The 23,874-nt window shown below is 58.4% G+C and carries 14 protein-coding genes; 7 read left to right on the plus strand and 7 right to left on the minus strand.

What is annotated here, in order from left to right; all coding sequences use genetic code 11:
• Nucleotides 1–40: 40 nt before the first annotated feature.
• Genes wzc through FKM52_RS08090 form a run of 3 tightly spaced genes read right to left on the minus strand, consistent with a single transcriptional unit; the run spans nucleotide 41 to nucleotide 3,801 of the window.
• Nucleotides 41–2,218, minus strand: coding sequence for a tyrosine-protein kinase Wzc (gene wzc / locus FKM52_RS08080; RefSeq protein ID WP_141175696.1), 2,178 nt, complete (start codon nucleotides 2,216–2,218; stop codon nucleotides 41–43).
• Nucleotides 2,219–2,230: 12 nt separating this feature from the next.
• Nucleotides 2,231–2,665, minus strand: coding sequence for an arsenate reductase/protein-tyrosine-phosphatase family protein (locus FKM52_RS08085; protein ID WP_141175697.1), 435 nt, complete (start codon nucleotides 2,663–2,665; stop codon nucleotides 2,231–2,233).
• Nucleotides 2,666–2,670: 5 nt separating this feature from the next.
• Nucleotides 2,671–3,801, minus strand: coding sequence for a polysaccharide export protein (locus tag FKM52_RS08090; protein ID WP_141175698.1), 1,131 nt, complete (start codon nucleotides 3,799–3,801; stop codon nucleotides 2,671–2,673).
• A gap of 988 nt (nucleotides 3,802–4,789) precedes the next feature.
• Between FKM52_RS08090 and FKM52_RS08095 the strand changes: the two genes are divergently transcribed.
• Nucleotides 4,790–6,367, plus strand: coding sequence for a TerC family protein (locus FKM52_RS08095; protein WP_141175699.1), 1,578 nt, complete (start codon nucleotides 4,790–4,792; stop codon nucleotides 6,365–6,367).
• 97 nt (nucleotides 6,368–6,464) lie between these two features.
• Here the strand turns inward: FKM52_RS08095 and asmA are convergent, their stop codons facing one another.
• From asmA to udk, 3 genes are read right to left on the minus strand one after another with little or no spacing between them, the layout of a single operon-like run.
• Nucleotides 6,465–8,276: an outer membrane assembly protein AsmA gene (gene asmA / locus FKM52_RS08100; RefSeq protein ID WP_141175700.1), complete on the minus strand. Its 1,812-nt coding sequence runs from the start codon at nucleotides 8,274–8,276 to the stop codon at nucleotides 6,465–6,467.
• Nucleotides 8,277–8,296: 20 nt separating this feature from the next.
• Nucleotides 8,297–8,878: a dCTP deaminase gene (dcd, locus tag FKM52_RS08105; RefSeq protein ID WP_141175701.1), complete on the minus strand. Its 582-nt coding sequence runs from the start codon at nucleotides 8,876–8,878 to the stop codon at nucleotides 8,297–8,299.
• 45 nt (nucleotides 8,879–8,923) lie between these two features.
• Entirely contained in the window at nucleotides 8,924–9,565 is a 642-nt protein-coding gene (gene udk / locus FKM52_RS08110) for a uridine kinase (RefSeq protein ID WP_141175702.1), read from the minus strand.
• A 323-nt stretch (nucleotides 9,566–9,888) separates the two neighbouring features.
• Between udk and FKM52_RS08115 the strand changes: the two genes are divergently transcribed.
• The 3 genes from FKM52_RS08115 to yegD all read left to right on the plus strand — a co-directional run bounded on the left by FKM52_RS08115 (nucleotide 9,889) and on the right by yegD (nucleotide 15,065).
• Nucleotides 9,889–10,530 carry a phosphatase PAP2 family protein gene (locus FKM52_RS08115; RefSeq protein ID WP_141175703.1) on the plus strand — a complete coding sequence of 214 codons (642 nt, stop codon included), beginning with the start codon at nucleotides 9,889–9,891 and terminating at the stop codon, nucleotides 10,528–10,530.
• Nucleotides 10,531–10,642: 112 nt separating this feature from the next.
• The gene (locus FKM52_RS08120) at nucleotides 10,643–13,615 is read left to right on the plus strand and encodes a diguanylate cyclase domain-containing protein (RefSeq protein ID WP_141175704.1); all 2,973 of its coding nucleotides are present in this window, start codon (nucleotides 10,643–10,645) and stop codon (nucleotides 13,613–13,615) included.
• A 97-nt stretch (nucleotides 13,616–13,712) separates the two neighbouring features.
• Nucleotides 13,713–15,065, plus strand: coding sequence for a molecular chaperone (yegD, locus tag FKM52_RS08125; protein ID WP_141175705.1), 1,353 nt, complete (start codon nucleotides 13,713–13,715; stop codon nucleotides 15,063–15,065).
• Between the two features lie 93 nt (nucleotides 15,066–15,158).
• Here the strand turns inward: yegD and FKM52_RS08130 are convergent, their stop codons facing one another.
• Entirely contained in the window at nucleotides 15,159–16,121 is a 963-nt protein-coding gene (locus FKM52_RS08130; RefSeq protein WP_141175706.1) for an aldo/keto reductase, read from the minus strand.
• Between the two features lie 297 nt (nucleotides 16,122–16,418).
• On the opposite strand from FKM52_RS08130, the gene FKM52_RS08135 reads away from it, so the two are divergent.
• From FKM52_RS08135 to mdtC, 3 genes are read left to right on the plus strand one after another with little or no spacing between them, the layout of a single operon-like run.
• Nucleotides 16,419–17,681: an MdtA/MuxA family multidrug efflux RND transporter periplasmic adaptor subunit gene (locus tag FKM52_RS08135; protein WP_141175707.1), complete on the plus strand. Its 1,263-nt coding sequence runs from the start codon at nucleotides 16,419–16,421 to the stop codon at nucleotides 17,679–17,681.
• On the plus strand, nucleotides 17,681–20,800 hold the full coding sequence (locus FKM52_RS08140; protein ID WP_141175708.1) for an MdtB/MuxB family multidrug efflux RND transporter permease subunit: 3,120 nt from the start codon (nucleotides 17,681–17,683) through the stop codon (nucleotides 20,798–20,800). Before FKM52_RS08135 ends, FKM52_RS08140 begins: the two co-directional genes overlap by 1 nt.
• Complete coding sequence (gene mdtC, locus FKM52_RS08145; RefSeq protein ID WP_141175709.1) at nucleotides 20,797–23,862, plus strand: multidrug efflux RND transporter permease subunit MdtC; 3,066 nt, start codon at nucleotides 20,797–20,799, stop codon at nucleotides 23,860–23,862. The genes FKM52_RS08140 and mdtC overlap by 4 nt, the downstream gene beginning before the upstream one ends.
• The last annotated feature ends 12 nt before the right edge of the window (nucleotides 23,863–23,874 follow it).

The raw sequence follows: 23,874 nt of genomic DNA on the forward strand, positions 1-23,874 counted from the left end.
ACCTCAAAAAGGCCAGCCGCGAACGGCTGGCGCTGTCGTTTTATGGCTTGGTGGATTCGTAGCTGTAGTGGTAATAACCGTAGCCGTAATAGCTGGCGGCTTTCTTCACTACCAGGTTCATAATGGCGCCTTTGATTTCCACGCCGTTCTGCTCGAAACGACGTACGCTGACTTCCACTTCTTTTACCGTCGATTTCTCAAAGCCCGCCACTACCATGCTGGTGCCAGCCTGCATGCCGATAATTGCGGCATCGGTGACCGCCAGAATCGGCGGCGTATCGATAATCACGATGTCATAACGCTTCTGCACGCTTTGCATCAGGTCGATAAACTTCTGGCTCATCAACAGTTCTGACGGATTAGGCGGCAGCTGACCGCGCGGAATGAAATCCAGACCGCTGACGTTAGTCGGGCGAATCGCCTGTTCCAGCGTGGCCTGATTCGACAGCAGTTCGGAAAGCCCGTGACGGTTATCGCCGCTAAACAACTCATGGGAATAGCCTTTACGCATATCGCCATCGATGAACAGCACGCGCTGCCCGGACTGCGCGACCACCGCCGCCAGGTTAGTACTGATAAAAGTCTTGCCGATATCCGGGCTGGTGCCGGAAATCATGATGATATTATTGCGCGCGTCCATCATGGCGAAGTGCATGGTAGTTCGCAGACTGCGCACCGCCTCGATAGCCAGATCGGTCGGGTTAGCCAGCGCCAGCAGCTCGCCGCTGCGCGGTACTTTTTTACCTTTCTCTTTACTTAAAGCGGAAATCTGACGGTCACGCTGCTGCTGCCATTCAGAGATCGGAATGCTGGCATAAACGTTGATACCGCTGTTCTCCAGCTGCTCCGGGCTTTCGATGCCGCGAATCAGGATAGTTTTCATCAGCACGTAGATGGTGGAAACCAGCAGGCCAAGCACCAGCGATACGGCGATAATAATCGCGGAGCGCGGCGCGATCGGCTTGTTCAGTACCAGCGCCGGGTCGACAATACGTACGTTGCCCACGGTGCTGGCCTTATTGATGCTCAGCTCCTGCTGTTTATTCAGCAGCTGCATAAACACCGCCTGTCCGGCATCAACATCACGCGTCAGGCGGATAATTTCCTGCTGCGTCCTCGGCAGCGCCGATACCCTGCCCTCCAGCGCTTTCTTCTCGTTACGCAGCGTCTGACGTTTTTCCAGCAGCGTACGATAGGCCGGGTGCTCTTTAGTATAGAGCTTGGAGATCTCCGCCTCACGGAAGGTCAGCTCATTCAGCTGGTTATCCACGTTTACCATGGTATCCAGCATCGATTTCGCTTCCAGCGACAGATCCACCGAGTCGTTTTCCTGGCGGAACGCGTTCAGCTTGTTCTCAGCTTCATCCAGCTTCTGGCGCACTTCCGGCAGCTGATGGCTGATAAAATCGAGGCTTTTCTGCGCTTCCGCCGATTTACGCTCAATGTTCTGCAGCAGATAGTTTTCGGTAATGGTGCGCAAAGTTTCCTGCGTCAGCTGCGGATCGGTGCCGTTCAGGGTCAGCGCCAGTACGCCGGTATCTTTACCCTGATCGACGACGCTGAAGCGGCTTACCAGATCGTTATAGGTCGGCAGATAGCCATTTTTCTGTACGGTAAAGCTATCGCCCGGCTCGGCATCGGTATCGGAGACGAGGATTTTCACCTTGCCCTGACCGGCATATTCGCCGATTTTGCCTTTTACCAGCTCGCCATCGTCGCCGGAGAGCGTGAAGGTGCGGTTTTCACCGATAGTCAGTTCCAGTTTGGCGCCGATCAGTTCAGGCGGTACTTCCAGACGAGAAACGGCGACTTTCTTCTCGGCGTGCCCCATCATACGCGCCCAGCCGGCGCCTATCACCGGCAGATAGTCCGGCGTAACCGTAGTTTGCAGGTTAAGATCGTCAATGGTTTTCCCCAGCACCATCCTGGACATCATTAGTCCGATTTCGGCGTCGGACGCCGGCTTGGTATCCGGCATCAGGCTGGAGATTTGGCTCAGCACCAGGCTGCCCTGATTCTGCTCTACCTGAACCAGCGCATCGGCCCGATAGATGGGTGTAGCCAAAATTGAGTAAATTACGCCGATAGCGGCGAATAGCGCGGTTACGCCAGTAATGAGCCAGCGATGATCGATTAACGAACCGTATAAACGGGCTACATCGATTTCATCTTTGGCATCTGCAATATTTTGCGAGCTATCTGATTTTTTATTGACCATTATTATGCCTGATTATCGATTTAATGCGTGGGCCCATTTCTGAGCGGCGTCATCCAATAAAAGGTATACAGATTCGAAAGCCTCTATACTTTTTCGATATGGATCCGGGATTTCACGACCGTTACACCAATGACCGAAAAGCATCGTCTTGCCGCGAACTTCCGGCGCGATTTGGCTGATATCATTGATATGTTGTTTTTCCATCACCAGGATCAGATCGTTTTCTCTGCACATCGTGGCCGTTAATTTCCGTGCGCGATGTCCTTCCAGCGAGAGACTATGTTGCTCTGCGACTTTTACGGCGTTTTTATCGGCGGGGTAATCTACCAGCGCTGCCAGTCCGGCTGATTTCACGGTTATCTGCGGGCAATAGCGTTGCAGTAACCGCTCGCCGATTGGCGAGCGGCAAATATTGCCCATGCAAACAACGAGTATTGTTTTAAACATACTCATCACCAGTTTTTGATATCGTGCGCCGCTTCAACGCTGTAACGGACGCTGTTAACGGTTGGCAGAAGCTGGTTGATAACGCGGTTCCAACGCGTCAGCGGCGTTGCGGTGACATAGACGATGTCATACGGCTCCAGCTGGAACTCGGTGCCCAATACCATCGCCGTCGCATCGGCGGTATTCAGCTGATAAATATTGGCGATTTTGCCGCCCTGCTGACGGTTAGGACGGATAACAAACACGCCGGTGGCGTTGGATACTTCCTGGTTCAGCCCTTCCGCATTGCCTAACGCTTCCGTCAGGGTCATGCCGCTGCGATCCATCTTCAGCGTCTGCTGGCGCGTCACCTCGCCCATAACAAATACTTTCAGCTCGTCGTTGCGCGGCACAAAGAGGATATCGCCGGAATAGAGCAGACGGTTCTGCGTCAGATCGCCGTTTTGCATCAGCGCCTGCAGCGAGATACGCTGTTCACGGCCATTATGCGTCAGGATAACGTTGCGCCAGTCGGCATCCGCCGACAACCCGCCCGCGGCGTTGACGGCATCAAGCACGGTCAGCGGGATGTTAGTGATGGGCTGCTGGCCGGAGGTGCCGACTTCGCCAGTAACGTAAGCTTTTTGCGAGCGGAAAGCGGCGACGTTAACATCAACCTGCGGGCTTTCGATATAACTCGCCAGGCGGCGCTGAATTTCGCTGCGCACCTGCTGAATAGTTTTCCCTACGACTTTTACTTTGCCGATATAGGGATAGTAGATGGTGCCGTCCGAATGTACCCAGTTGCCGGTATCGCTGGCGCTGCGGTATTGACCGGCCGGCGTCGTCAGCTCCGGGTGATCCCAGACCGTTACGCTTAATACGTCGCCTACGCCGATACGGTATTCATAGTTAGCGACTTCCTGATCGAGCAGAGGGTTCGGCTGCGCTACGACGGGACGATGGCGCAGCTGCTCCACCAGCATCGGCGTTAGCGGGTACACATTGACCATTTTATCAATGTCATAATCAGCGTCCTGCTGCTTAATGACATTTTTACCGCTGGTGGAAACATTTTGCCCTGGGACTACAGTACAGCCACTGATAAGTGAGATTGACACCAGTAACGGAGCCAATTTAAGTTTCGATTTCATCATTGAATTATCATCGCTATTGCTGATTTATTGTCTAAAGCGGTGTATCGCCGCAAAAAATGTTCATGAATAAACGTTAATTCACGACCAATCTGCTTTAACTATTGCTGTTCCGTCATGAGATGTTTGCCCCTCGTTTTATGCATAAATGTTCCTGCCGCTAAAGCTGCTAAGTCCAACACCAGGCGTTAATGGTGGCAGCCCGCCCTCCTGTTCAATCCCTGAAATGCAGCCTGCCGATTCTCGTTGGCCGTCACGTAGTTATCAGAACAACGTGGCGAATAAGGACGTCGATGTCAGGCTACAGTTAGAACCCTATATTCTGTCGCATTTAGTTGGCGTTAGTCTTAAAACAACAGAAAACTATAAATTACTATTGACGAGTATATTACGCCCGGTTCATCAGCTCTTAAGCACGCTACCGCCCCTGGCTTTCAGCTACCAGTACTGCTTAATCAGAAACCTTGCTATATAGTGATGCGTAAACCGGGCGGCTTTTATAAGTTTCTTAAAATCGCGAGAAACGGCGCTTTTATCAGAGCGCGCTGCAGTAAACCGCAGCAATTATCCCGGTTCGATCACATAAGTTATGGCTAGATTTTTATACTATTGACTGGTTGTGACAAGCTTGAGACAGCAGATCCATAGCACTTTCAGAATAAGACTAAGGATTATAAAAATTAAAGTTTTTAATTCAGCAACTTAAAGCAACCACACCTTTCTTTTTTTTCCAGATAATTCCGGCTTGATAATAACATTTATCCTTAAATAAAAATAAATTCCGTTTATTTCACCAGCAAATGTTAATAGTTCACCTCTGCTACTCTTCAGTAAAAATCTATAATTGCCATTCTGGCCTGAGACATAATGAGCAGCCAATAAGGCTTGTCGGTTTTTTATTTAAGATTAATCTCAGAAAACATTGCGTTTTGATTATTGAGATCCGATCATCGGCAACGGCAATAAATCTCTTCACAAGGTGTAAAAAAGTATGGAATGGATCGCCGATCCGTCAATCTGGGCCGGGCTGGTTACGCTGATTGTGCTGGAACTGGTACTGGGAATTGATAACCTGGTTTTTATCGCCATTCTGGCGGAGAAGCTGCCTGCCGCGCAGCGCGATCGCGCAAGGGTGACCGGCCTGCTGCTGGCGCTGATAATGCGTCTGCTGCTGTTAACCTCTATCTCATGGCTTACCGGACTGACGCGCCCGCTTTTTACCCTTTTTGCGCACGGGTTCAGCGCCCGCGATCTGATTATGCTGATCGGCGGCGTCTTTCTGCTGTTTAAAGCCACCATGGAACTTAACGAACGGCTGGAAGGCAGCGATCTTGATGAGAAGCCGCAGAAGCACGGCGCCCGCTTCTGGCCGGTGGTGGCGCAGATCGTGGTGCTGGATGCCGTCTTCTCGCTGGATGCGGTGATTACCGCCGTCGGAATGGTGGATCATCTGCCGGTGATGATGGCGGCAGTCGTAATCGCCATCTTCCTGATGATTCTTGCCAGCAAGCCGCTTACCCGCTTTGTCAACGGCCATCCTACTATTGTCATCCTCTGCCTGAGCTTTCTGCTGATGATCGGCTTCAGCCTGATTGCGGAAGGATTCGGCTTTCATATTCCGAAAGGCTATCTGTACGCGGCGATTGGCTTCTCTATTCTGATCGAATCCTTTAACCAGCTGTCGCAGTTCAACCGTCGCCGTTTTCTTTCGGCGAAAATGCCGCTGCGCAAACGCACGGCAGAGGCGGTGTTGCATCTGCTGCGCGGTGAAAGCGCCGATGTGGAGCTGGATCGCGAAACCGCATCGCTGGTGGCCGACGCCGATGAACAGGGAGCGGTATTTAACAAGCAGGAACGCCAGATGATCGTGCGCGTAATGGGAATGGCGCAGCGCAGCGTCAGCAGTATTATGACTTCCCGTCATGATATCGAGCATATCGATCTCAGCGACAGCCCGGAGAAGATTATGGCGCAGCTGGATCGTAATCAGCATACGCGTTTGCTGATTACGGAAAACGGCAACGAGCCGCTTGGGGTGGTTCACGTGATCGATCTGCTACAGCAATCGCTGCACAGCCACTCTCTCGATCTGCGCGCGCTGATTCGCCAGCCGCTGGTATTTCCTGAACAGCTGACGCTGCTGCTGGCGCTGGAACAGTTCCGCAGCGCCCGCACCCACTTCGCTTTTGTGGTCGATGAGTTTGGTTCCGTAGAGGGCGTGGTAACGCTTAGCGACGTCATGGAAACCATCGCCGGCAACCTGCCGAATGAGAGCGAAGAGGTCGATGCGCGCTACGATATTCGTCAGAACGACGATGGCGGCTGGCTGGCCAACGGTCATATGCCGCTCGATGATTTAGTCATGTATATCGAGCTGCCGCTGAATGAAAAACGAGATTATCACACCATCGCCGGCCTGCTGATGGATCGGCTACAGCATATCCCGCAGCCGGGCGAGGAGCTGCAGGTAGGAGATTATCTGTTCCGCGTGCTGGAAGTTGAAAGCCATCGGGTGCAAAAAGTAGAGATCGTGCCGCTGCAGCAGCCAGAACCCGACTATGAGGTATAGCCGCGCAGCCGGGGCGGAAGCAGGCCGTTCTTCCGATATATAGCGCTTTTACCTTTATCTCCGGCGCCGTAAAGGGCGCCGTTTTACATTAGCGGCATCAGCGTGACGTGGCGTTATCGGGATGACGCGCCTTCCACTGGTCAATGCGCGTTTTAGCTTCGCTTTCCAGACGCTGGCGCAGCAGCTGATCGACCTGCAGGTTATATTGCAAATTATCCCAGTCGCCATACAGCCGCAGCGGTATGGCCGACTGCTGCAGCGCAGCGATCAGGGCGCTATCCCCTTTCCAGCCGTGCGTAACCTGAATACCGAAGGTGATATCGCACTGGCGCCGCGCCAGATCGAGCTGCCCTCCCCCGCTCAGCTGAAAGCGCGAGGTCCCGCCCTGTAGCCCCTGCAGACGAAGCAGTCCATCTTGCAGACTCGCCTGCGCCTGCAGCTTATCGAGGCGGGTTTGATTACTGTCGCCCGCCTCTTCTTCGCTGCTGACGCGATCGCTGTTGCGCGCCACCGCGCGCTGCACCAGCTGCTGAAAATTCATGCCGGTAATGCGCGCCGCGTTGAGCTCAACGTCCGCCTCACCGCGCCAGCGATGGTGAAAATCTTCAATACTCAGCCCGCTGCCGCTGAGCTGGCCCGTTAGCGACAGCTGACCATCCAGCGTCGGCGGCAGGGAGAAAGCCGCCAGCAGCGGCGCCAGCGCTATATTACGCAGCGTGGGATGCAGCACCGCCTGCGCCGGCGTGCCGCGCATATCAAGCGTGCCGGGTAAAGAAAACTCGCCTGCGCCCGCGTGACCGGAAAAGCGGCTTAACGTTACCTCGCCATGCTGATTATTCGCCTCCAGCGCCACCTGTTGCAGATCCATACCGCGCCAGCGCAGCGCGTCAACCTGCAGCTTCAGCGCGGCGGTAAGCCCATTCAGCGGGGAGGCTTCGCTATGCGCCGGTTCGGCGATCACCGGCGGGCGCACTCTTGCCGCCGCCTGGGCGGCATTCGACGTCGCAGCCTGGCTATTCAGCCCCATCAGCGTATCGAGATCGAGGCGCGGCGCCTGCATATCGATGGTGAAAGCCGGCGCATCGCTCAGGCTGCCGCTGACGGTGCCGTTCAGCTGGCTCTCTCCCAGCGTCAGCGCCACGTTGCGCAACGCGAAACGCTGGCTGTCGTTAAGCCATTCCGCCTGCAGGCTGCCCTTACCCTGCACGCCAGCGGCGGGTAACCCCGCCCCGCTCAGCTGCCAGCTGAGCTCCTCGACAGCGCCGCTAAGGCGATGCGGATACTCCGCCACGTTCATCGTCCCGTTTAGCGCCAGCTGCAGCTCGCGCTGATCGCGACTGACGCGCGTCACCAGCGACAGCATTGCCTGTTGGCGGTTATCCTGACTCAGGGTAAGGTTCAGATCGCGGAAATTTATCTCTTCGCCCTGCGGCGGCTGCCAAATCAGCAGGCTGTCCGTCACCTCAAGGCCATTGATATCAAACGTCCAGCCTCTGACGGGCTCGGCCGGCGCGGAATCGGAGGGGCCGACCGGCGCATTATCCGGGCGCCGCGCATCGCTGTCGGGGGTAAGACGCACCACGGCGTTTTTCAGCATCACCTGTTTAACGCTGAGCTGATGGGAAAGCAAAGGCAGGAGATGAACATCGAGACGCATATTTTCCGCCGTGACCACCGGCTGCTGCGCGCCCGGCGCGGTAACCGACATTCGGCCGGCGAGAATGCTGAGCTGCGGCCAGACATGCCAGCGCAGATCGTCTTCAATACGCAGCTGATAGCCGCTGCGCTGCTCGACCTGCTGCACCATGTAGTTACGGAAATCGTTGGGGTTCACCAACAATACCAGCGTGGTCATCCCAGCCACAACAACGACGAATAAAATGGCCAGCGTGGTAATTAATCGTCTCATCCCATCCCCTGTTCAGGCAGTTAATCTTTATCGATACGGCTGGCGACTGCGCCCTGCTGCCCTTTGTACTTCGCATCTTCACGCCGGTTATATGGACGCGCGGCGGGCGCCGAAAGCGGCTCGAAGCTCAGCGCGCCGATAAGCATGCCCGGACGCAGCGCCAGCGGCAGTTTCCCTGAATTATAGAACTCCAGCACGATACGGCCCTGCCAGCCCGGATCGATGCGGTGCGCGGTCACGTGCACCATCAGGCCGAGGCGCGCCAGCGAAGAGCGGCCGTCCAGCCAGCCGACCAGATCGTCAGGCAGCGTCACCGACTCCAGCGTCACCGCCAGCGCCAGCTCGCCGGGATGAAGGAAAAACGCCTCGCCTTCCGGCAGCACAATCTCATCGCTCATCACGCGATCGAGCGCCGCGCTGACTTCATGTTTCGGGCCGCTCAGATCGATATAGGCGGCGGTATGGCCGCGAAAAGTTCGGAACTGGTTACCGAGCCGTACGTCAACGGTGGCGCCGTTGATCCGCTCCACCGGCGGACGCGGTGAAATTTCCAGCTTGCCGTTATCGAGCCAGGCTTCAATATCGCGATCGCATAATCTCATGATGTTCTGTCTCCTTTGCTTCAGCGTGGCCGCCGCCTTTCTCTCTTATTCAAAAAACTGATTAATCTTGGCTTTCAGAATATCGATGGCGATACGGTTTTTGCCGCCGCGCGGCACGATGATGTCAGCATACTGTTTCGACGGTTCGATAAACTGCAAAAACATCGGACGCACGGTTTTTTGATACTGCGCCATCACCGAATCCATCGACCGCCCACGTTCGTTAACGTCGCGCTTCATACGACGCATCAGGCAGATATCCAGCGGCGTATCGACAAAAATAGAGAAGTTCATCTCTTCACGCAGGCGGGCATCGGTTAATAACAGGATGCCTTCCAGAATAATGACCTTTTTCGGCGCCAGCTGTACCGTCTGCCGGGTACGGGTATGCTCCACATAGCTGTAAACCGGCAGTTCGATATGCTGACCCATTTTTAACGCCCGCAGATGCTGTAACAGCAAATCGTGATCCATCGCGCTGGGGTGGTCATAATTAGTTTTAACCCGCTCTTCCATAGTGAGGTGGCTTTGGTCTTTGTAGTAACTGTCTTCAGGAATAACGCCGATATGTTCATCACCGACCTGGTCGCGAATTTCACGATACAGCGTGCTGGCGATTAAACTTTTTCCTGATGCAGATGCGCCTGCGATACCTACAATGACGCATTGATGAGACTTGTCAGTCATAAAATTAAAGACCTGATAACTGTGTGACATGGCGCCAAAGCGATGCAGGTACATCTTCTTTAGCGTTCAGTCAGATATTGAGAGGGTTAACTGGCGGCAATTATAGGGATATCGCTGATGCGATGCCAGAAAAAAGCGGCCCGGCGCGGGCTGGCCGGCATGATGCGTAGCGGAACGCACGCTTTTCAGACTTTCTCCTTTGGCGCTGTCGGGCTTTCACCGATAAACTGCCGCTCGTGCGTCACGTCTTTCTTTTTATTCACGGCGCGGCGCGCGCCCTTGCGTCCGTTGGCGCAGGGTATTCAGATAAATAAAGGTTAGCTATGTCCTGGAGAACGATCACCTGGTTTGGCGACAGCATGTTGCTGATCCCTACAGCAATTCTTATCGCCTTAATCCTGCCGTGGAAAAGCGATGACCGCCGTACGCTATGGTGCTGGATAGCGGCCTTCGGCCTGGCTGGCCTGATTGTCAGCATCTCGAAAATCTTATTTATGGGATTCGGCATCGGCAGCGCGCGCTTCAACTTCACCGGCTTTAGCGGCCACAGCGCCATGTCGGCGACGCTCTGGCCCGTCATGCTGTGGCTGCTGTCAGGACGCCTGCCCGCCTTCTGGCGCGGCGCGGCGGTAACCATCGGCTATATGGTGCCGCTGCTGGTCGGCGCATCGCGCCTGGTGCTGCACGCCCATTCTAAAAGCGAAGTCGCTGCGGGCCTGCTGCTGGGCTTTACCCTCAGCACGCTGTTTTTGCTGTCACAGCGGCATACGCAGCTGAAAGGCTTTTCACTGCCGCAGCTTAGCGCGGCGCTGATACTGCCGCTGATTCTGACAGGCCACGGCCGCATCGCGCCGACGCAAAATTTTCTTGAGTATCTTTCCGCTAATATCGCTGGGCTGGAGAAGCCCTGGACGCGCGCCGATCTGTTAAAACAGCGGCAGACAGGCTATCAATCCTTTGAATAGCGCCGCGATTTCTGCGCTTGCCAACGGGTCAGGTTAGCCAGGCTGTGCTAGCATCACGGTAGTGATATGACGCCTGTTTCAGCCGTGGCAGGCCAGCCAGCCGGACTCGTGGATGACTACCGACACCTTTTCGCCCGCAGATAACGCCGCCGATATTTTCAGGCCCGCTTTATTGCTGGGCCTGCTCTGTTTTCTCGCCTCGCTATTTTGTCTGGAGCTGATGGCGCTCGATAACAGAATTTCACCGCTCTGGTACGCCACCGCCATGATGACGGCGGTGGTCTTTCGCCAGCGCGCCGCCAGAGCCGCGCTGCTGCTCGCCGCCTGTCTGTGCGGCACGCTGGGCGCCAACGCGCTATTCTTCGGCCTGCACTGGCCAACGCTCGCCTGGTCGCTTATCAACCTGCTGCAAAGCATTCTGGGCGGGCTGCTGTTGCGTCGGCTGCTGCGCCGCGAGGCGCCGCTCGATTCGCTGTTCAGCTGGTGCAAAATGGCGCTGGCGGCGGGCATCCTGATGCCGCTGCTCGGCGGGCTGATGGCGCTCTGGTGGCAACACTTCAGCGGCGGCGCGCCGGGCCTGCACTTTTTCGCTACCTGGGTGCTTTCAGAGGTGATCGGGATGCTGACGCTGGGGCCGATTTGCCTGCTGTGGCAGCCGCGTTACTTTCAGCAGCTGACGCAGCAGGCGCTGCTGGAGGCGCTGGCAACGCTGACGGCTTCGCTGCTGCTCTGCTGCCTGGCGCTGCGTTTTTTGCCCTGGCCTTTCACCTTCGTTATTGTGATTCTGTTCTGGGTCGCGGTACGCCTGCCGCGGCTGGAGGCCTTTTTCGTCTTTTTCGCCAACGTTTCGCTGATGTCGTTAATGTTGGCGTTTCATCTGATCGAGCTGCACACCACCAATCCCCGCTTTATGGTTGCCGCCCCCTGGCTGCCGTTTCTGCTGGTACTGATCCCCAGCCATATTATGACGATGGTGATGTACGCTTTCCGCGAAGAAAAAAAGCATATCCGTGCCAGCGAAGTGGAAAAGCAGCGCTTAATGGAACGTATTACGCTGGCTAACGAGGCGGGCGGCATCGGCGTCTGGGAGTGGGACGTCACGCGTAACCAGATGAACTGGGATAAGCGCATGTTCGCCATCTATGAGCTGGACGCCAGCGACCGTCCCACTTATGAATTCTGGCTGAGCCGCCTCTATCCTGAGGATCGCGAACTGGCGAAAGAGGCGGTACGCCGCGCTCTGGAAGAACATCAGCCCTTTATTCTGGAATGCCGTATCGTCACCCGTCTCGGCATCCGCTATATCCGTTCGCAGGCGAATATCGTGTTCAGCCCAGACGGCAGCGCGGCGCGCATGCTGGGCATTAATCAGGATGTAACGGAGCTGCGCCAGCTTAACGAGGCGCTTTACCAGGAAAAAGAGCGGATGCTGATTACGCTGGACGCTATCGGCGAGGCGGTGATCAGCGTAGATGAAGAGCTGCGCGTAAACTTTATGAATCCGGTCGCCGAGCAGATGAGCGGCTGGACGCAGGAGCAGGCGGAAGGCAAGCCGATTAGCGCGATTCTGCGCATCACCCACGGCGCTTACGGCGCAGAGATGGAGAATATTCTACGCTGCAGCCTGCCCAACGCCGCGCCCGTGACCGACCCTGACCGCGATCTGATCCTGCATAACGTCTCAGGCGAGCAGTTCGCTATTCACTACAGCATGACGCCGCTAAAAACGCTGGAAGGAAAAAATATCGGCAGCGTGCTGGTCATTCAGGACGTCAGCGAGTCGCGGGAAATCCTGAGGCGGCTGCACTACAGCGCCTCTCACGATACGCTGACCCGGCTGCCGAACCGGGCCAGCTTTGAACATCAGCTCAAGCGGCTGCTGCTTTCGGCGGCGGAAAAGCAGCAGCACGTACTGGCGTTTATCGATCTCGATCGCTTTAAGGCGGTTAACGACAGCGCCGGCCACGCGGCGGGCGACGCCCTGCTGCGCGAGCTGGCGGAGCTGATGGGCCGTCAGCTGCGCGGCAGTGATTTTCTGGCGCGCCTCGGCGGCGATGAGTTTGGCCTGCTGTTGCCCGACAGCAGTTTGCCGGATGCGCAACAGGCGGTACAGCGCATCGTTAACGCCGTCAACGACTACCGCTTTCTCTGGGAAGGCAAGCTGCATCGCATCGGCGCCAGCGCCGGCCTGACCGCGATTAACGCGTACAACTGCCAGAGCAGCGAGGTGCTGGCGCAGGCCGATCTCGCCTGTTACAACGCCAAACACAACGGCCGCGGCCAGCTCTCGGTATATGAAACGCGTCTGCAGCGCGAACAGCAGCTGGCGCTGACGCATGCGGATATCGTCAGGCTGATCGCCCAGCCAGTACGCTGGCAGGCCTGGGCGGTATCCGCGCCGCATAAGCCGCAGTCGGCAAACTTCCATCTGCTGCAGGCGCGCATTCTGGATGCGCAGGATCATGAGGTGGATGTCGAGGCGTTTCGCGCCGGCCTGACGCAGGCGGCGCAGCGTCAGCAGCTGGACGAGGCGCTGCTGGACAGCTTTTTTAACCACTACGCGGCGGGCGTGGCCCGTAAAGCGCTGAACGTGGTGCTGCCGCTGGCCGCAGAGAGCCTGCTGGCGCCGCGGCTGGATCGGCTGCTCGAACGATTACATGGCGGCCCGCTGCACGGCGATCTGCTGATTATCAGCCTGGAAACCTCCATGTTGCTGAGTCACGCAGAGGAGCTGCTGCCGGCGCTGCAGCGTCTGCGCCAGCAGGGCTGCCGTATTCTGCTGCGTCATTTTGGCCGCAATCTGGACGCTTTCGATCGTTTGCCGCAGGAGGCGATCGATTTCCTGCAAATGGCGCCCGATCTGATCGCCAACGTCCACTGCAATCTGATGGATGAGATGCTGCTTTCTATTATCCACGGTCAGGCGCAGCGGCTACGCATCGCTACCGTCGCCGGACCGGTAGATTTGCCGGCGGCGTTATCCACGCTGGGCAGCATCGGCGTGGATGCGGTGTGGGGAGCGGCAGTTAACGGCGGCGAGCCGCTGAACGCTCTGCTGGAGAACAGCTTCTTCGCCATCAAATAGCCGCGCACGCTATCCGCTCCGCTGAAGGACGCGAAACATTTGCCACTCACGGGCGGCTCCGGTAAAGTCACCCCCTTTTTTCAGGGGGAGAAATTCTGTGTTTATCGGTTTCGATTACGGAACGGCTAACTGTTCCGTAGCCGTGGTGGAACAGGGCGCGCCGCGGCTGCTTAAACTGGAAAAGGATTCCCCTTATCTGCCCTCGATGCTGTGCGGCCCGACGCGTGAAGCGATCAGCGAGTGGCTGTTTCGTCATCACCAGGTGCCGACGCCAGAGGCGGAAAACCAGGCGCTGCTGCGGCGCGCCATCACCTTCAATCGCGAAGAAGATATTGAGGTCACGCCCGGCAGCGTGCGTTTCGGCCTCGACGCGCTGGCGCAGTATATGACCGATCCTGAAGAGGTGTGGTTTGTTAAGTCGCCGAAATCTTTCCTCGGCGCCAGCGGCCTCAAGCCGCAGCAGCTCGCCCTGTTTGAAGACCTGGTGTGCGCCATGATGCTGCATATCCGCCAGACGGCCGAACGGCAGCTGGAGCACTCCATCGACCAGGCAGTGATCGGACGTCCGGTTAACTTTCAGGGGCTGGGCGGCGAAGAGGCCAACCGTCAGGCGCAGGGCATTCTCGCCCGTGCCGCCAGCCGCGCCGGTTTCCGCGAGGTAGTGTTTCAGTTCGAACCGGTCGCCGCGGGCCTCGATTTCGAAGCGACGCTGAGCGAGGAAAAGCGGGTGCTGGTGGTCGATATCGGCGGCGGGACTACCGACTGCAGTATGCTGCTGATGGGGCCGCGCTGGCACCACAGCGCCGATCGCGCCAGCAGCCTGCTGGGCCACAGCGGCTGCCGCGTCGGCGGCAACGATCTTGATATCGCGCTGGCCTATAAAGAGCTGATGCCGCTGCTCGGCCTCGGCGGCGAGACGCAAAAGGGCATCGCCCTGCCCGCGCTGCCGTGGTGGAACGCGGTGGCGATTAACGACGTACCGGCGCAAAGCGAATTTTACTCCAGCGCCTGCCGCAAACTGCTGCAGGATCTGTTACGCGACGCGCGCCAGCCGGAAAAAGTGCAGCGCCTGCTGAAAGTATGGCAACAGCGCCTCAGCTACCGTCTGGTGCGTGCGGCGGAAGAGAGCAAAATCGCCCTCTCCGACCGTATGGAAGCGGAAGCGGCGCTGGCGTTTATCGAGGCGGGGCTGGCAAAAGAAGTCGACCGCGCCGGGCTGGAGTCGGCGATTGCCGCGCCGCTGGATCGCATTCAGGAACAGGTTGCGCTGGCGCTGGCAACCAGCGGCACCACGCCGGATGTGATCTATCTGACCGGCGGCAGCGCGCGATCGCCGCTGCTGCGTCAGGCGCTGCAGCGCCAGCTGCCGAATATTGCGCTGGCCTCCGGCGATGATTTCGGTTCGGTTACCGCCGGGCTGGCGCGCTGGGCGCAGCTGGTTTTCGCCTGATTCTGCAAGCGTTCAGGCGTTAACAAAAGCGCCAGGGCCAATAACGTTACGGGCGCCGCAGGATGTCCGCACCCGGCGTGACACGGCTGCGACTTAATAGCTGCTGGCCTGCGTCAGTTTCTCAATTTCATCCAGGTTCAGACGCAGCGTGGCGGCTTTGACCAGCTCATCCACCTGCTGCAGCGAAGTAGCGCTGACAATCGGCGCGGTGATGCCAGGACGGGCGATCTGCCACGCCAGCGCCACCTGCGCCGGCGAAACGTTACGCGCCTGCGCCACCTCGTCCAGCGCCTGCAAAATTCGCAGCCCGCGATCGTTGAGGTATTTCTCTACCACGCCCTGCCCGCGCTGGCTTTTGCTGGCGTCTTCCGGGCGACGGTATTTGCCGCTGAGAAAGCCGCTGGCCAGCGAGTAGTAGTTGATCACGCCGAGGCCGTTTTCTTTTGCTACCTGCTCCAGCCCACTCTCATACTCTTTACGATCGTAGAGGTTATATTCCGGCTGCAGGGTTTCGTAACGCGCCAGACCGTTTTGTTCGCTCACCTGCAGCGCTTCGCTCAGGCGGGCCGCTGAATAGTTGGATGCGCCGATAGCGCGCACCTTGCCCTCTTTGATTAAATCGTCAAAGGCTTTCAGCGTCTCTTCCAGCGGCGTTTTATCATCATCGCGGTGCGCCTGATAAAGATCGATATAGTCGGTCTGCAGGCGACGCAGCGAATCCTCTACCGCCTGACGGATATATTTGCCTGCCAGGCCGGTTTTCTCCGGCGACAGCTCCATACCTACCTTGGTCGCCAGGATGATGCTGTCGCGCCTGCCGGTTTTTTTCAGCCAGCTGCCGATAATGGTTTCCGATTCACCGCCCTCGTTGCCCGGCGCCCAGCGGGAATAAACATCAGCGGTATCGATGAACCAGAGCCCTTTTTCCACCAGCGCATCCAGCAGCGAAAAAGAGGTATCCCGATCGACAGTCCAGCCAAACACGTTGCCGCCGAAGGTTAGCGCAGGTACTTCAATGCCGCTGCGCCCCAGCTGACGGGTTTCAATCTGACTCATCATTGTTCTCCTGAATTAATCTGTTGCCAACCTGTTGATGAGCGTAGCAAACAACCACGCCTCTGCCCTGGCTATTTATGGCATCGCTAATGCGAAAAATGAAAAAGCCGCCGGTAGATTTGTCTCATACGGCGAGATCGCAGATACTTACGTCAGCCTTACCGCACCCTTACAGTTATTCTTAATTCCTCCATTTTTTTAGCTTATTTGATAATTACACTGGCTACCTTTGCGGGAAGCGGTTGCGCTAACCCGCCTGGAACCTTTGATTACACTGCCGGAGAGCAAAAAACCGCAATGAATGCCTCACGCCGTATCCCGAAAAAAATGCTGTTACTTATCCTTGTTGCGCTGGGCGCCGTCGCCGCTTATTTCCTGTGGCCGCACGGCGCAGGCAGCGGTACGGAAGGCGCGGGCGGCAAGCCGGCGCAGCAGCAGCGCGGCAAAGGCGGACGGCGCAATATGCCGCTGGCGCCGGTACAGGCGGCCAGCGCGCAGACGCAAAGCGTGCCGCAATACTTTTCCGGCCTCGGCACCGTAACCGCCGCTAATACGGTCACGGTACGCAGCCGCGTCGACGGCGAGCTGATGGCGCTACACTTTAAAGAAGGCGAACAGGTCAAAGCGGGCCAGCTGCTGGCTGAGATCGATCCGCGTCCCTATCAGGTAGCGCTAAGCCAGGCGCAGGGCCAGTTAGCGCGCGATCGCGCCACCCTGGCCAACGCGCGACGTGACCTGGCGCGCTATGAAAAACTGGCGAAAACCCACCTGGTTTCACAGCAGGAGCTGGATACCCAGCGCTCAGCGGTTAGCGAAACGCTGGGCACGATCAAGGCTGACGAAGCCAGCGTCGCCAGCGCCGAGCTGAACCTCAGCTACAGCCGCATTACCGCCCCTATTGACGGGCGCGCCGGCCTGAAACAGGTAGACGTCGGCAACTATATCTCCAGCGGCGATGCCAGCGGTCTGGTGGTACTGACGCAAACTCACCCTATCGACGTCTTGTTCACCCTGCCGGAAAATACCATTCAGGCGATTTTACAGGCGCAGAAAGCGGGCCAGCCGCTGCTGGTCGAGGCCTGGGATCGCAGCAACAGCGAGCTGCTGACCAGCGGCACGCTGCTGAGCCTGGATAACCAGATTGATACCACCACCGGCACCATTAAGCTTAAAGCGCGCTTCAGCAATGAAGACGATCGCCTGTTCCCTAATCAGTTCGTTAATGCGCGCCTGAAGGTCAATACTCTGCACGATGCAGTGGTAATCCCCGCCGCCGCGCTACAGATGGGCAGCGAAGGCAATTTTGTCTGGGTAGTGAACAGCGATAATAAAGTCAGCAAGAAAAGCGTCACGCCCGGCCTGCAGGACAGCCAGAAAGTCGTCATCAGCGCCGGTCTGAGCGCGGGCGAGCGTGTGGTTACCGACGGGCTGGATCGCCTGACGGAAGGCGCAACGGTTGAAGTGGTAGCCCCGCAGTCCACCGCCGCAGAGGAAAAAACGCCCGCGCCGGCGCAGGATGCACGCACGCGTGGCGATCGCGCGAAAGGAGATCGCGCCTGATGCAGGTTTTGCCTCCTAACGCTACCGGCGGGCCATCCCGCCACTTCATCCTGCGTCCGGTCGCCACTACTCTGCTGATGGTGGCTATTCTGCTGGCAGGTATTCTCGGCTATCGCTTTTTACCGGTTTCCGCCCTGCCGGAAGTGGACTATCCCACGATTCAGGTAGTTACGCTCTATCCCGGCGCCAGCCCCGACGTAGTTACCTCGGCAATTACCGCGCCGCTGGAGCGTCAGTTCGGCCAGATGTCCGGCCTGCAGCAGATGTCGTCGCAGAGTTCCGGCGGCGCTTCGGTGGTAACCTTACAGTTTCAGCTGACGCTGCCGCTTGACGTCGCCGAGCAGGAGGTGCAGGCGGCAATTAACTCAGCCACTAACCTGCTGCCGAACGATCTGCCCAATCCGCCGGTCTACAGCAAGGTCAACCCCGCCGATCCGCCGATTATGACGCTGGCGGTAACCACCAGCAGTATGCCGATGACCCAGGTGCAGGATATGGTGGAAACCCGTATCGCCCAGAAAATTTCGCAGGTCAGCGGCGTCGGCCTGGTAACGCTGTCCGGCGGGCAGCGCCCGGCGGTGCGGGTAAAAATGAATGCGCAGGCGCTCGCCTCGCTCGGTCTCGACAGCGAAACGGTACGTACCGCCATCGCCAGCGCCAACGTTAATTCGGCGAAGGGCAGCATGGACGGCCCGGAACGCTCGATTACGCTATCGGCAAACGATCAGATGCAGTCGGCGGAAGATTATCGCCAGCTGATTATTGCTTATCGTAACAACGCGCCGGTCCGGCTGGGCGATGTCGCCAGCGTGGAACAGGGCGCGGAAAACAGCTGGCTGGGCGCCTGGGCCAACCGCCAGCAGGCGATTGTGCTTAACGTACAGCGTCAGCCGGGCGCCAATATTATCGCCACCGCCGACAATATTCGCAGCCTGCTGCCGGAGCTGACCGCCTCGCTGCCGAAATCGGTTGAGGTTACCCTGCTCTCCGATCGCACCACCAATATTCGCGCCTCGGTGCACGATGTCCAGATGGAGCTGCTGCTGGCGCTGGCGCTGGTGGTGATGATTATCTACCTGTTTTTACGCAACGTGCCCGCCACCATCATTCCGGCGGTGGCGGTGCCGCTCTCGCTGATCGGCACCTTTGCCGTACTCTACCTGCTTGGCTTCTCCATTAATAACCTGACGCTGATGGCGCTGACCATCGCTACCGGCTTCGTGGTGGATGACGCTATCGTGGTGATTGAAAATATCTCGCGCTATATCGAACAGGGCGAGAAGCCGCTGGCGGCGACGCTGAAAGGCGCGGGCGAAATCGGCTTTACCATTATCTCGCTGACCTTTTCTCTGATTGCGGTGCTGATCCCGCTGCTGTTTATGGGCGATATCGTCGGGCGCTTGTTCCGCGAGTTCGCCGTGACGCTGGCGGTAGCGATATTGATCTCCGCCATTGTTTCGCTGACGCTGACGCCGATGATGTGCGCGCGCATGCTGAATGCGGAATCGCTGCGCAGGCAGAATCGCTTTTCCCGTGCCAGCGAAGCGATGTTTGAACGCATTATCGCCGTTTACGGGCGCGGCCTGACGCGCGTGCTGCAACATCCGTGGATAACGCTGGGCGTGGCGCTGGCAACGCTGCTGCTGACGCTGTTGCTGTGGGTATTGATCCCCAAAGGTTTCTTCCCGCTGCAGGACAACGGCATTATTCAGGGCACCCTGCAGGCGCCGCAAAGCGTTTCCTATGCCAGCATGGCGCAGCGCACGCGCGATGTGGCGACGATTATCGAACGCGATCCGGCGGTGCAGAGCGTAACCTCTTTTGTCGGCGTGGACGGCACCAACCCGGCGCTGAACAGCGCGCGCGTACAGATCAACCTCAAGCCGCTGGATGAACGCGCCGATCGTATTCCGGCAGTGGTGGAGCGCCTGCAAAGTGCGGTTGCTCAGCTGCCCGGCGTCACGCTCTGGCTGCAGCCGGTGCAGGATCTGACCATCGATACCCAGCTGAGCCGCACCCAGTATCAGTTTACCCTGCAAACCAGCTCGCTGGAGGCGCTGAGCGAATGGGTGCCGCAGCTGGTGGCCCGTCTGCGTACCCTGCCCCAGCTGAAGGATGTCAGCAGCGACTGGCAGGATAAAGGGCTGGAAGCTTACGTGAACGTCGATCGCGACAGCGCCAGCCGTCTCGGCATCAGCATGAGCGATATCGATAACGCGCTGTATAACGCTTTCGGCCAGCGTTTGATCTCCACTATCTATACCCAGGCCAACCAGTATCGCGTGGTGCTGGAACAGGATACCCGCCAGACGCCAGGCCTTGCGGCGCTGAATGATATCCGTATCGCCACCAGCGACGGCGGCGCGGTGCCGCTCAGCACCCTGGCAAAGATTGAGCAGCGTCACGGGGCGCTGACGGTGAACCATCTCGATCAGTTCCCCTCAACGACCTTCTCGTTCAATCTGAGCGAAGGCTATTCGCTGGGCGAGGCGGTTGAGGCGATGGTCGCGGCGGAGAAAGATCTCGCCATGCCGTCAGATATTATGACCCGCTTTCAGGGCAGCACGCTGGCCTTCCAGGCGGCGCTGGGCAGCACGGTCTGGCTGATTGTCGCCGCTATCGTGGCGATGTATATCGTGCTGGGCGTGCTGTATGAAAGTTTTATTCACCCGATTACCATCCTGTCGACGCTGCCTACCGCGGGCGTCGGCGCGCTGCTGGCGCTGATGCTCAGCGGGCACGAACTGGATGTGATCGCCATTATCGGCATCATCCTGCTGATCGGCATTGTGAAGAAAAACGCTATCATGATGATCGACTTCGCCCTGGCCGCCGAACGCGAACAGGGTAAAACCCCCTACGAGGCGATCTACCAGGCCTGCCTGCTGCGCTTCCGGCCGATTCTGATGACCACGCTGGCGGCGCTGCTGGGCGCGCTGCCGCTGATGCTGAGCACCGGCGTCGGCGCAGAATTACGCCGCCCGCTCGGTATCGCTATGGTTGGCGGGCTAATCCTCAGTCAGGTACTGACGCTGTTTACCACCCCGGTGATTTACCTGCTGTTCGATCGCCTGGCGCACTATACCCGCCGTCGCCTGCACTCCGGGGAGGCCTCGTGAAATTCTTTGCGCTGTTTATCTACCGCCCGGTCGCTACCTGTCTGTTGACGCTGGCGATCGCGCTGGTAGGGATTCTCGGCTATCGCCTGCTGCCGGTCGCGCCGCTGCCGCAGGTCGATTTTCCGGTAATTATGGTCAGCGCCTCGCTGCCCGGCGCCTCGCCGGAAACCATGGCATCCTCGGTGGCCACGCCGCTGGAGCGCTCGCTGGGGCGCATCGCCGGCGTCAGTGAAATGACCTCCAGCAGCTCGCTGGGCAGTACGCGCATCATTCTGGTATTTGACTACGATCGCGATATCAACGGCGCGGCGCGCGACGTGCAGGCGGCGATCAATGCGGCGCAGAGTCTGCTGCCGAGCGGCATGCCGAGCCGTCCCAACTGGCGTAAAGCCAATCCTTCCGACGCGCCGATTATGATTATGACGCTGACCTCGGATGACTGGACGCCCGGCCAGCTTTACGATTACGCCTCCACGCAGCTGGCGCAGAAGCTGTCGCAGATCGAAGGCGTCGGCGACGTCACCGTCGGCGGCAGTTCGCTGCCCGCCGTGCGCGTGGCGCTCAACCCGCAGGCGCTGTTTAACCAGGGCGTTTCGCTGGACGCGGTGCGCTCAGCCATTTCCGCCGCCAACGTGCGTCGTCCGCAGGGGGCGCTGGAAAACGGCACGCAACGCTGGCAGCTGAAAACCAACGACGAGCTGAAAACCGCCGCGGAGTATCGCCCGCTGGTGGTGCACTACAACAACGGCGCGGCGGTGCGCTTACAGGATGTCGCCACGGTCAGCGACTCGGTGCAGGACGTACGCAACGCCGGGATGACCAACGCCAAACCGGCGGTGCTGCTGGTGATCCGCAAAACCGCCGAGGCCAACATCATTCAAACGGTGGATCGCATTCGCGCCGAAATACCGGAGCTGCGTGAAACCATTCCCGCCGCCGTCTCGCTGGCCATCGCTCAGGATCGTTCGCCAACCATCCGCGCCTCTTTGCAAGAAGTGGAGCAGTCGCTGGCGATCGCCGTAGCGCTGGTGATTCTGGTGGTGTTTCTGTTCCTGCGCTCCGGGCGCGCCACGCTGATCCCGGCGGTGGCGGTGCCGGTCTCGCTGATCGGCACCTTCGCCGCCATGTATCTGTGCGGCTTCAGCCTGAATAACCTGTCGCTGATGGCGCTGACCATCGCCACCGGCTTTGTGGTGGATGACGCCATCGTAGTGCTGGAGAATATTTCCCGCCATATTGAAGCGGGCATGAAGCCGCTACAGGCGGCGCTGCAGGGGGTACGGGAAGTCGGTTTTACCGTACTGTCGATGAGCGTGTCGCTGGTAGCGGTGTTTATCCCGCTGCTGCTGATGGGCGGGCTGGTCGGCCGTCTGTTCCGCGAATTCGCCGTCACGCTGTCGGTGGCGATTCTGATTTCGCTGGTAATCTCGCTGACTTTAACGCCGATGATGTGCGCCTGGCTGCTGAAGGCAAAACCGGGCGCCGCGCCGCGCAGTAGCGGCTTTAACCGCCTGATGCAGGGATTACAGCACGGCTATGGCCGCTCGCTGCACTGGGTGCTCGATCGCGCCCGCTGGACGCTGCTGGTGCTGCTGGCGACCGTCGGCCTGACGGTTTATCTCTATATCACCATTCCGAAAACCTTTTTCCCGGAACAGGACACCGGGCGGCTGATGGGCTTTATCTCCGCCGATCAGAGCATCTCCTTCCAGGCGATGCGCGGCAAGCTGGCGGACTTTATGAAAATTATTCGTGAAGATCCGGCGGTAGATAACGTGACCGGCTTTACCGGCGGCTCGCGCACCAACAGCGGTTCGATGTTTATTTCGCTGAAGCCGCTCTCCGAGCGTAAAGAGAGCGCTCAACAGATTATCGCCCGCCTGCGCGTCAAGCTGGCGAAAGAGCCGGGCGCCAGCCTGTTTTTGATGCCGGTACAGGATATTCGCGTCGGTGGACGCCAGGCCAACGCCAGCTACCAGTACACGCTGCTGTCGGACAGCCTGAGCGATCTGCGTGAATGGGAGCCGAAAATTCGTCAGGCCTTCAGCAGGCTGCCGGAGCTCGCCGACGTCAGCTCCGATCAGCAGGATAAGGGCGCGGAGATGGCGTTGACTTACGATCGCGAAAGCATGGCGCGGCTCGGTATCAGCGTGGCGGACGCCAACGCCCTGCTTAATAACGCCTTTGGCCAGCGCCAGGTTTCCACCATTTATCAGCCGCTGAACCAGTATAAGGTGGTGATGGAAGTCGATGCGCGCTACACCCAGGATATCAGCGCGCTCGATCAGATGTTCGTGGTTAACGGCGACGGCAAGGCGATTCCGCTCTCCTGGTTTGCCCGCTGGCAGCCGGCTAACGCGCCGCTGTCGGTCAACCATCAGGGACTTTCCGCCGCCTCGACCATCGCCTTTAACCTGCCCGACGGCATCTCGCTGTCGCAGGCGTCGGAATCCATCGAGCGTACTATGACCGCGCTCGGCGTCCCTTCCAGCGTGCGCGGCAGCTTCGCCGGCACCGCGCAGGTGTTTAAAGAGACGCAGAACAGCCAGCTCTGGCTGATAATTGCCGCCATCGCCACGGTGTATATTGTGCTGGGCATATTATATGAAAGCTATGTCCATCCGCTGACCATCCTCTCGACCCTGCCGTCGGCGGGCGTCGGCGCGCTGCTGGCGCTGGAGGGATTCGGCGCGCCGTTCAGCCTGATTGCGCTGATCGGTATTATGCTGCTGATCGGCATCGTGAAGAAAAACGCCATTATGATGGTCGATTTCGCGCTGGATGCGCAGCGCAACGGCGGCATGGCGCCGCGCGAGGCGATTTATCAGGCCTCGCTGCTGCGCTTTCGCCCGATCCTGATGACCACGCTGGCGGCGTTGCTGGGCGCGCTGCCGCTGGTGCTGACCAGCGGCGATGGAGCGGAGCTACGACAACCGCTGGGGATTACCATTGTCGGCGGTCTGGTAATGAGCCAGCTGTTAACGCTCTATACCACGCCGGTGGTTTATCTCTATATGGATAAGCTGCGTCGACGCAAAACGCCGGTGCCGGTGGCTGGCTAACCCGCCGCCTGG

Source organism: Mixta tenebrionis (assembly GCF_006517625.1).
Lineage (GTDB): Bacteria > Pseudomonadota > Gammaproteobacteria > Enterobacterales > Enterobacteriaceae > Mixta > Mixta tenebrionis.

Excerpts from the sequence above, each read along its gene's own strand:
- wzc (WP_141175696.1), bottom strand. The coding sequence starts at position 2,218 with ATGGTCAATAAAAAATCAGATAGCTCGCAAAATATTGCAGATGCCAAA.
- FKM52_RS08130 (WP_141175706.1), bottom strand. The coding sequence starts at position 16,121 with ATGAGTCAGATTGAAACCCGTCAGCTGGGGCGCAGCGGCATTGAAGTA.
- asmA (WP_141175700.1), bottom strand. The coding sequence starts at position 8,276 with ATGAGACGATTAATTACCACGCTGGCCATTTTATTCGTCGTTGTTGTG.
- FKM52_RS08115 (WP_141175703.1), top strand. The coding sequence starts at position 9,889 with ATGTCCTGGAGAACGATCACCTGGTTTGGCGACAGCATGTTGCTGATC.
- FKM52_RS08140 (WP_141175708.1), top strand. The coding sequence starts at position 17,681 with ATGCAGGTTTTGCCTCCTAACGCTACCGGCGGGCCATCCCGCCACTTC.
- dcd (WP_141175701.1), bottom strand. The coding sequence starts at position 8,878 with ATGAGATTATGCGATCGCGATATTGAAGCCTGGCTCGATAACGGCAAG.
- FKM52_RS08095 (WP_141175699.1), top strand. The coding sequence starts at position 4,790 with ATGGAATGGATCGCCGATCCGTCAATCTGGGCCGGGCTGGTTACGCTG.
- FKM52_RS08135 (WP_141175707.1), top strand. The coding sequence starts at position 16,419 with ATGAATGCCTCACGCCGTATCCCGAAAAAAATGCTGTTACTTATCCTT.
- FKM52_RS08120 (WP_141175704.1), top strand. The coding sequence starts at position 10,643 with ATGACTACCGACACCTTTTCGCCCGCAGATAACGCCGCCGATATTTTC.
- FKM52_RS08090 (WP_141175698.1), bottom strand. The coding sequence starts at position 3,801 with ATGATGAAATCGAAACTTAAATTGGCTCCGTTACTGGTGTCAATCTCA.
- udk (WP_141175702.1), bottom strand. The coding sequence starts at position 9,565 with ATGACTGACAAGTCTCATCAATGCGTCATTGTAGGTATCGCAGGCGCA.
- FKM52_RS08085 (WP_141175697.1), bottom strand. The coding sequence starts at position 2,665 with ATGTTTAAAACAATACTCGTTGTTTGCATGGGCAATATTTGCCGCTCG.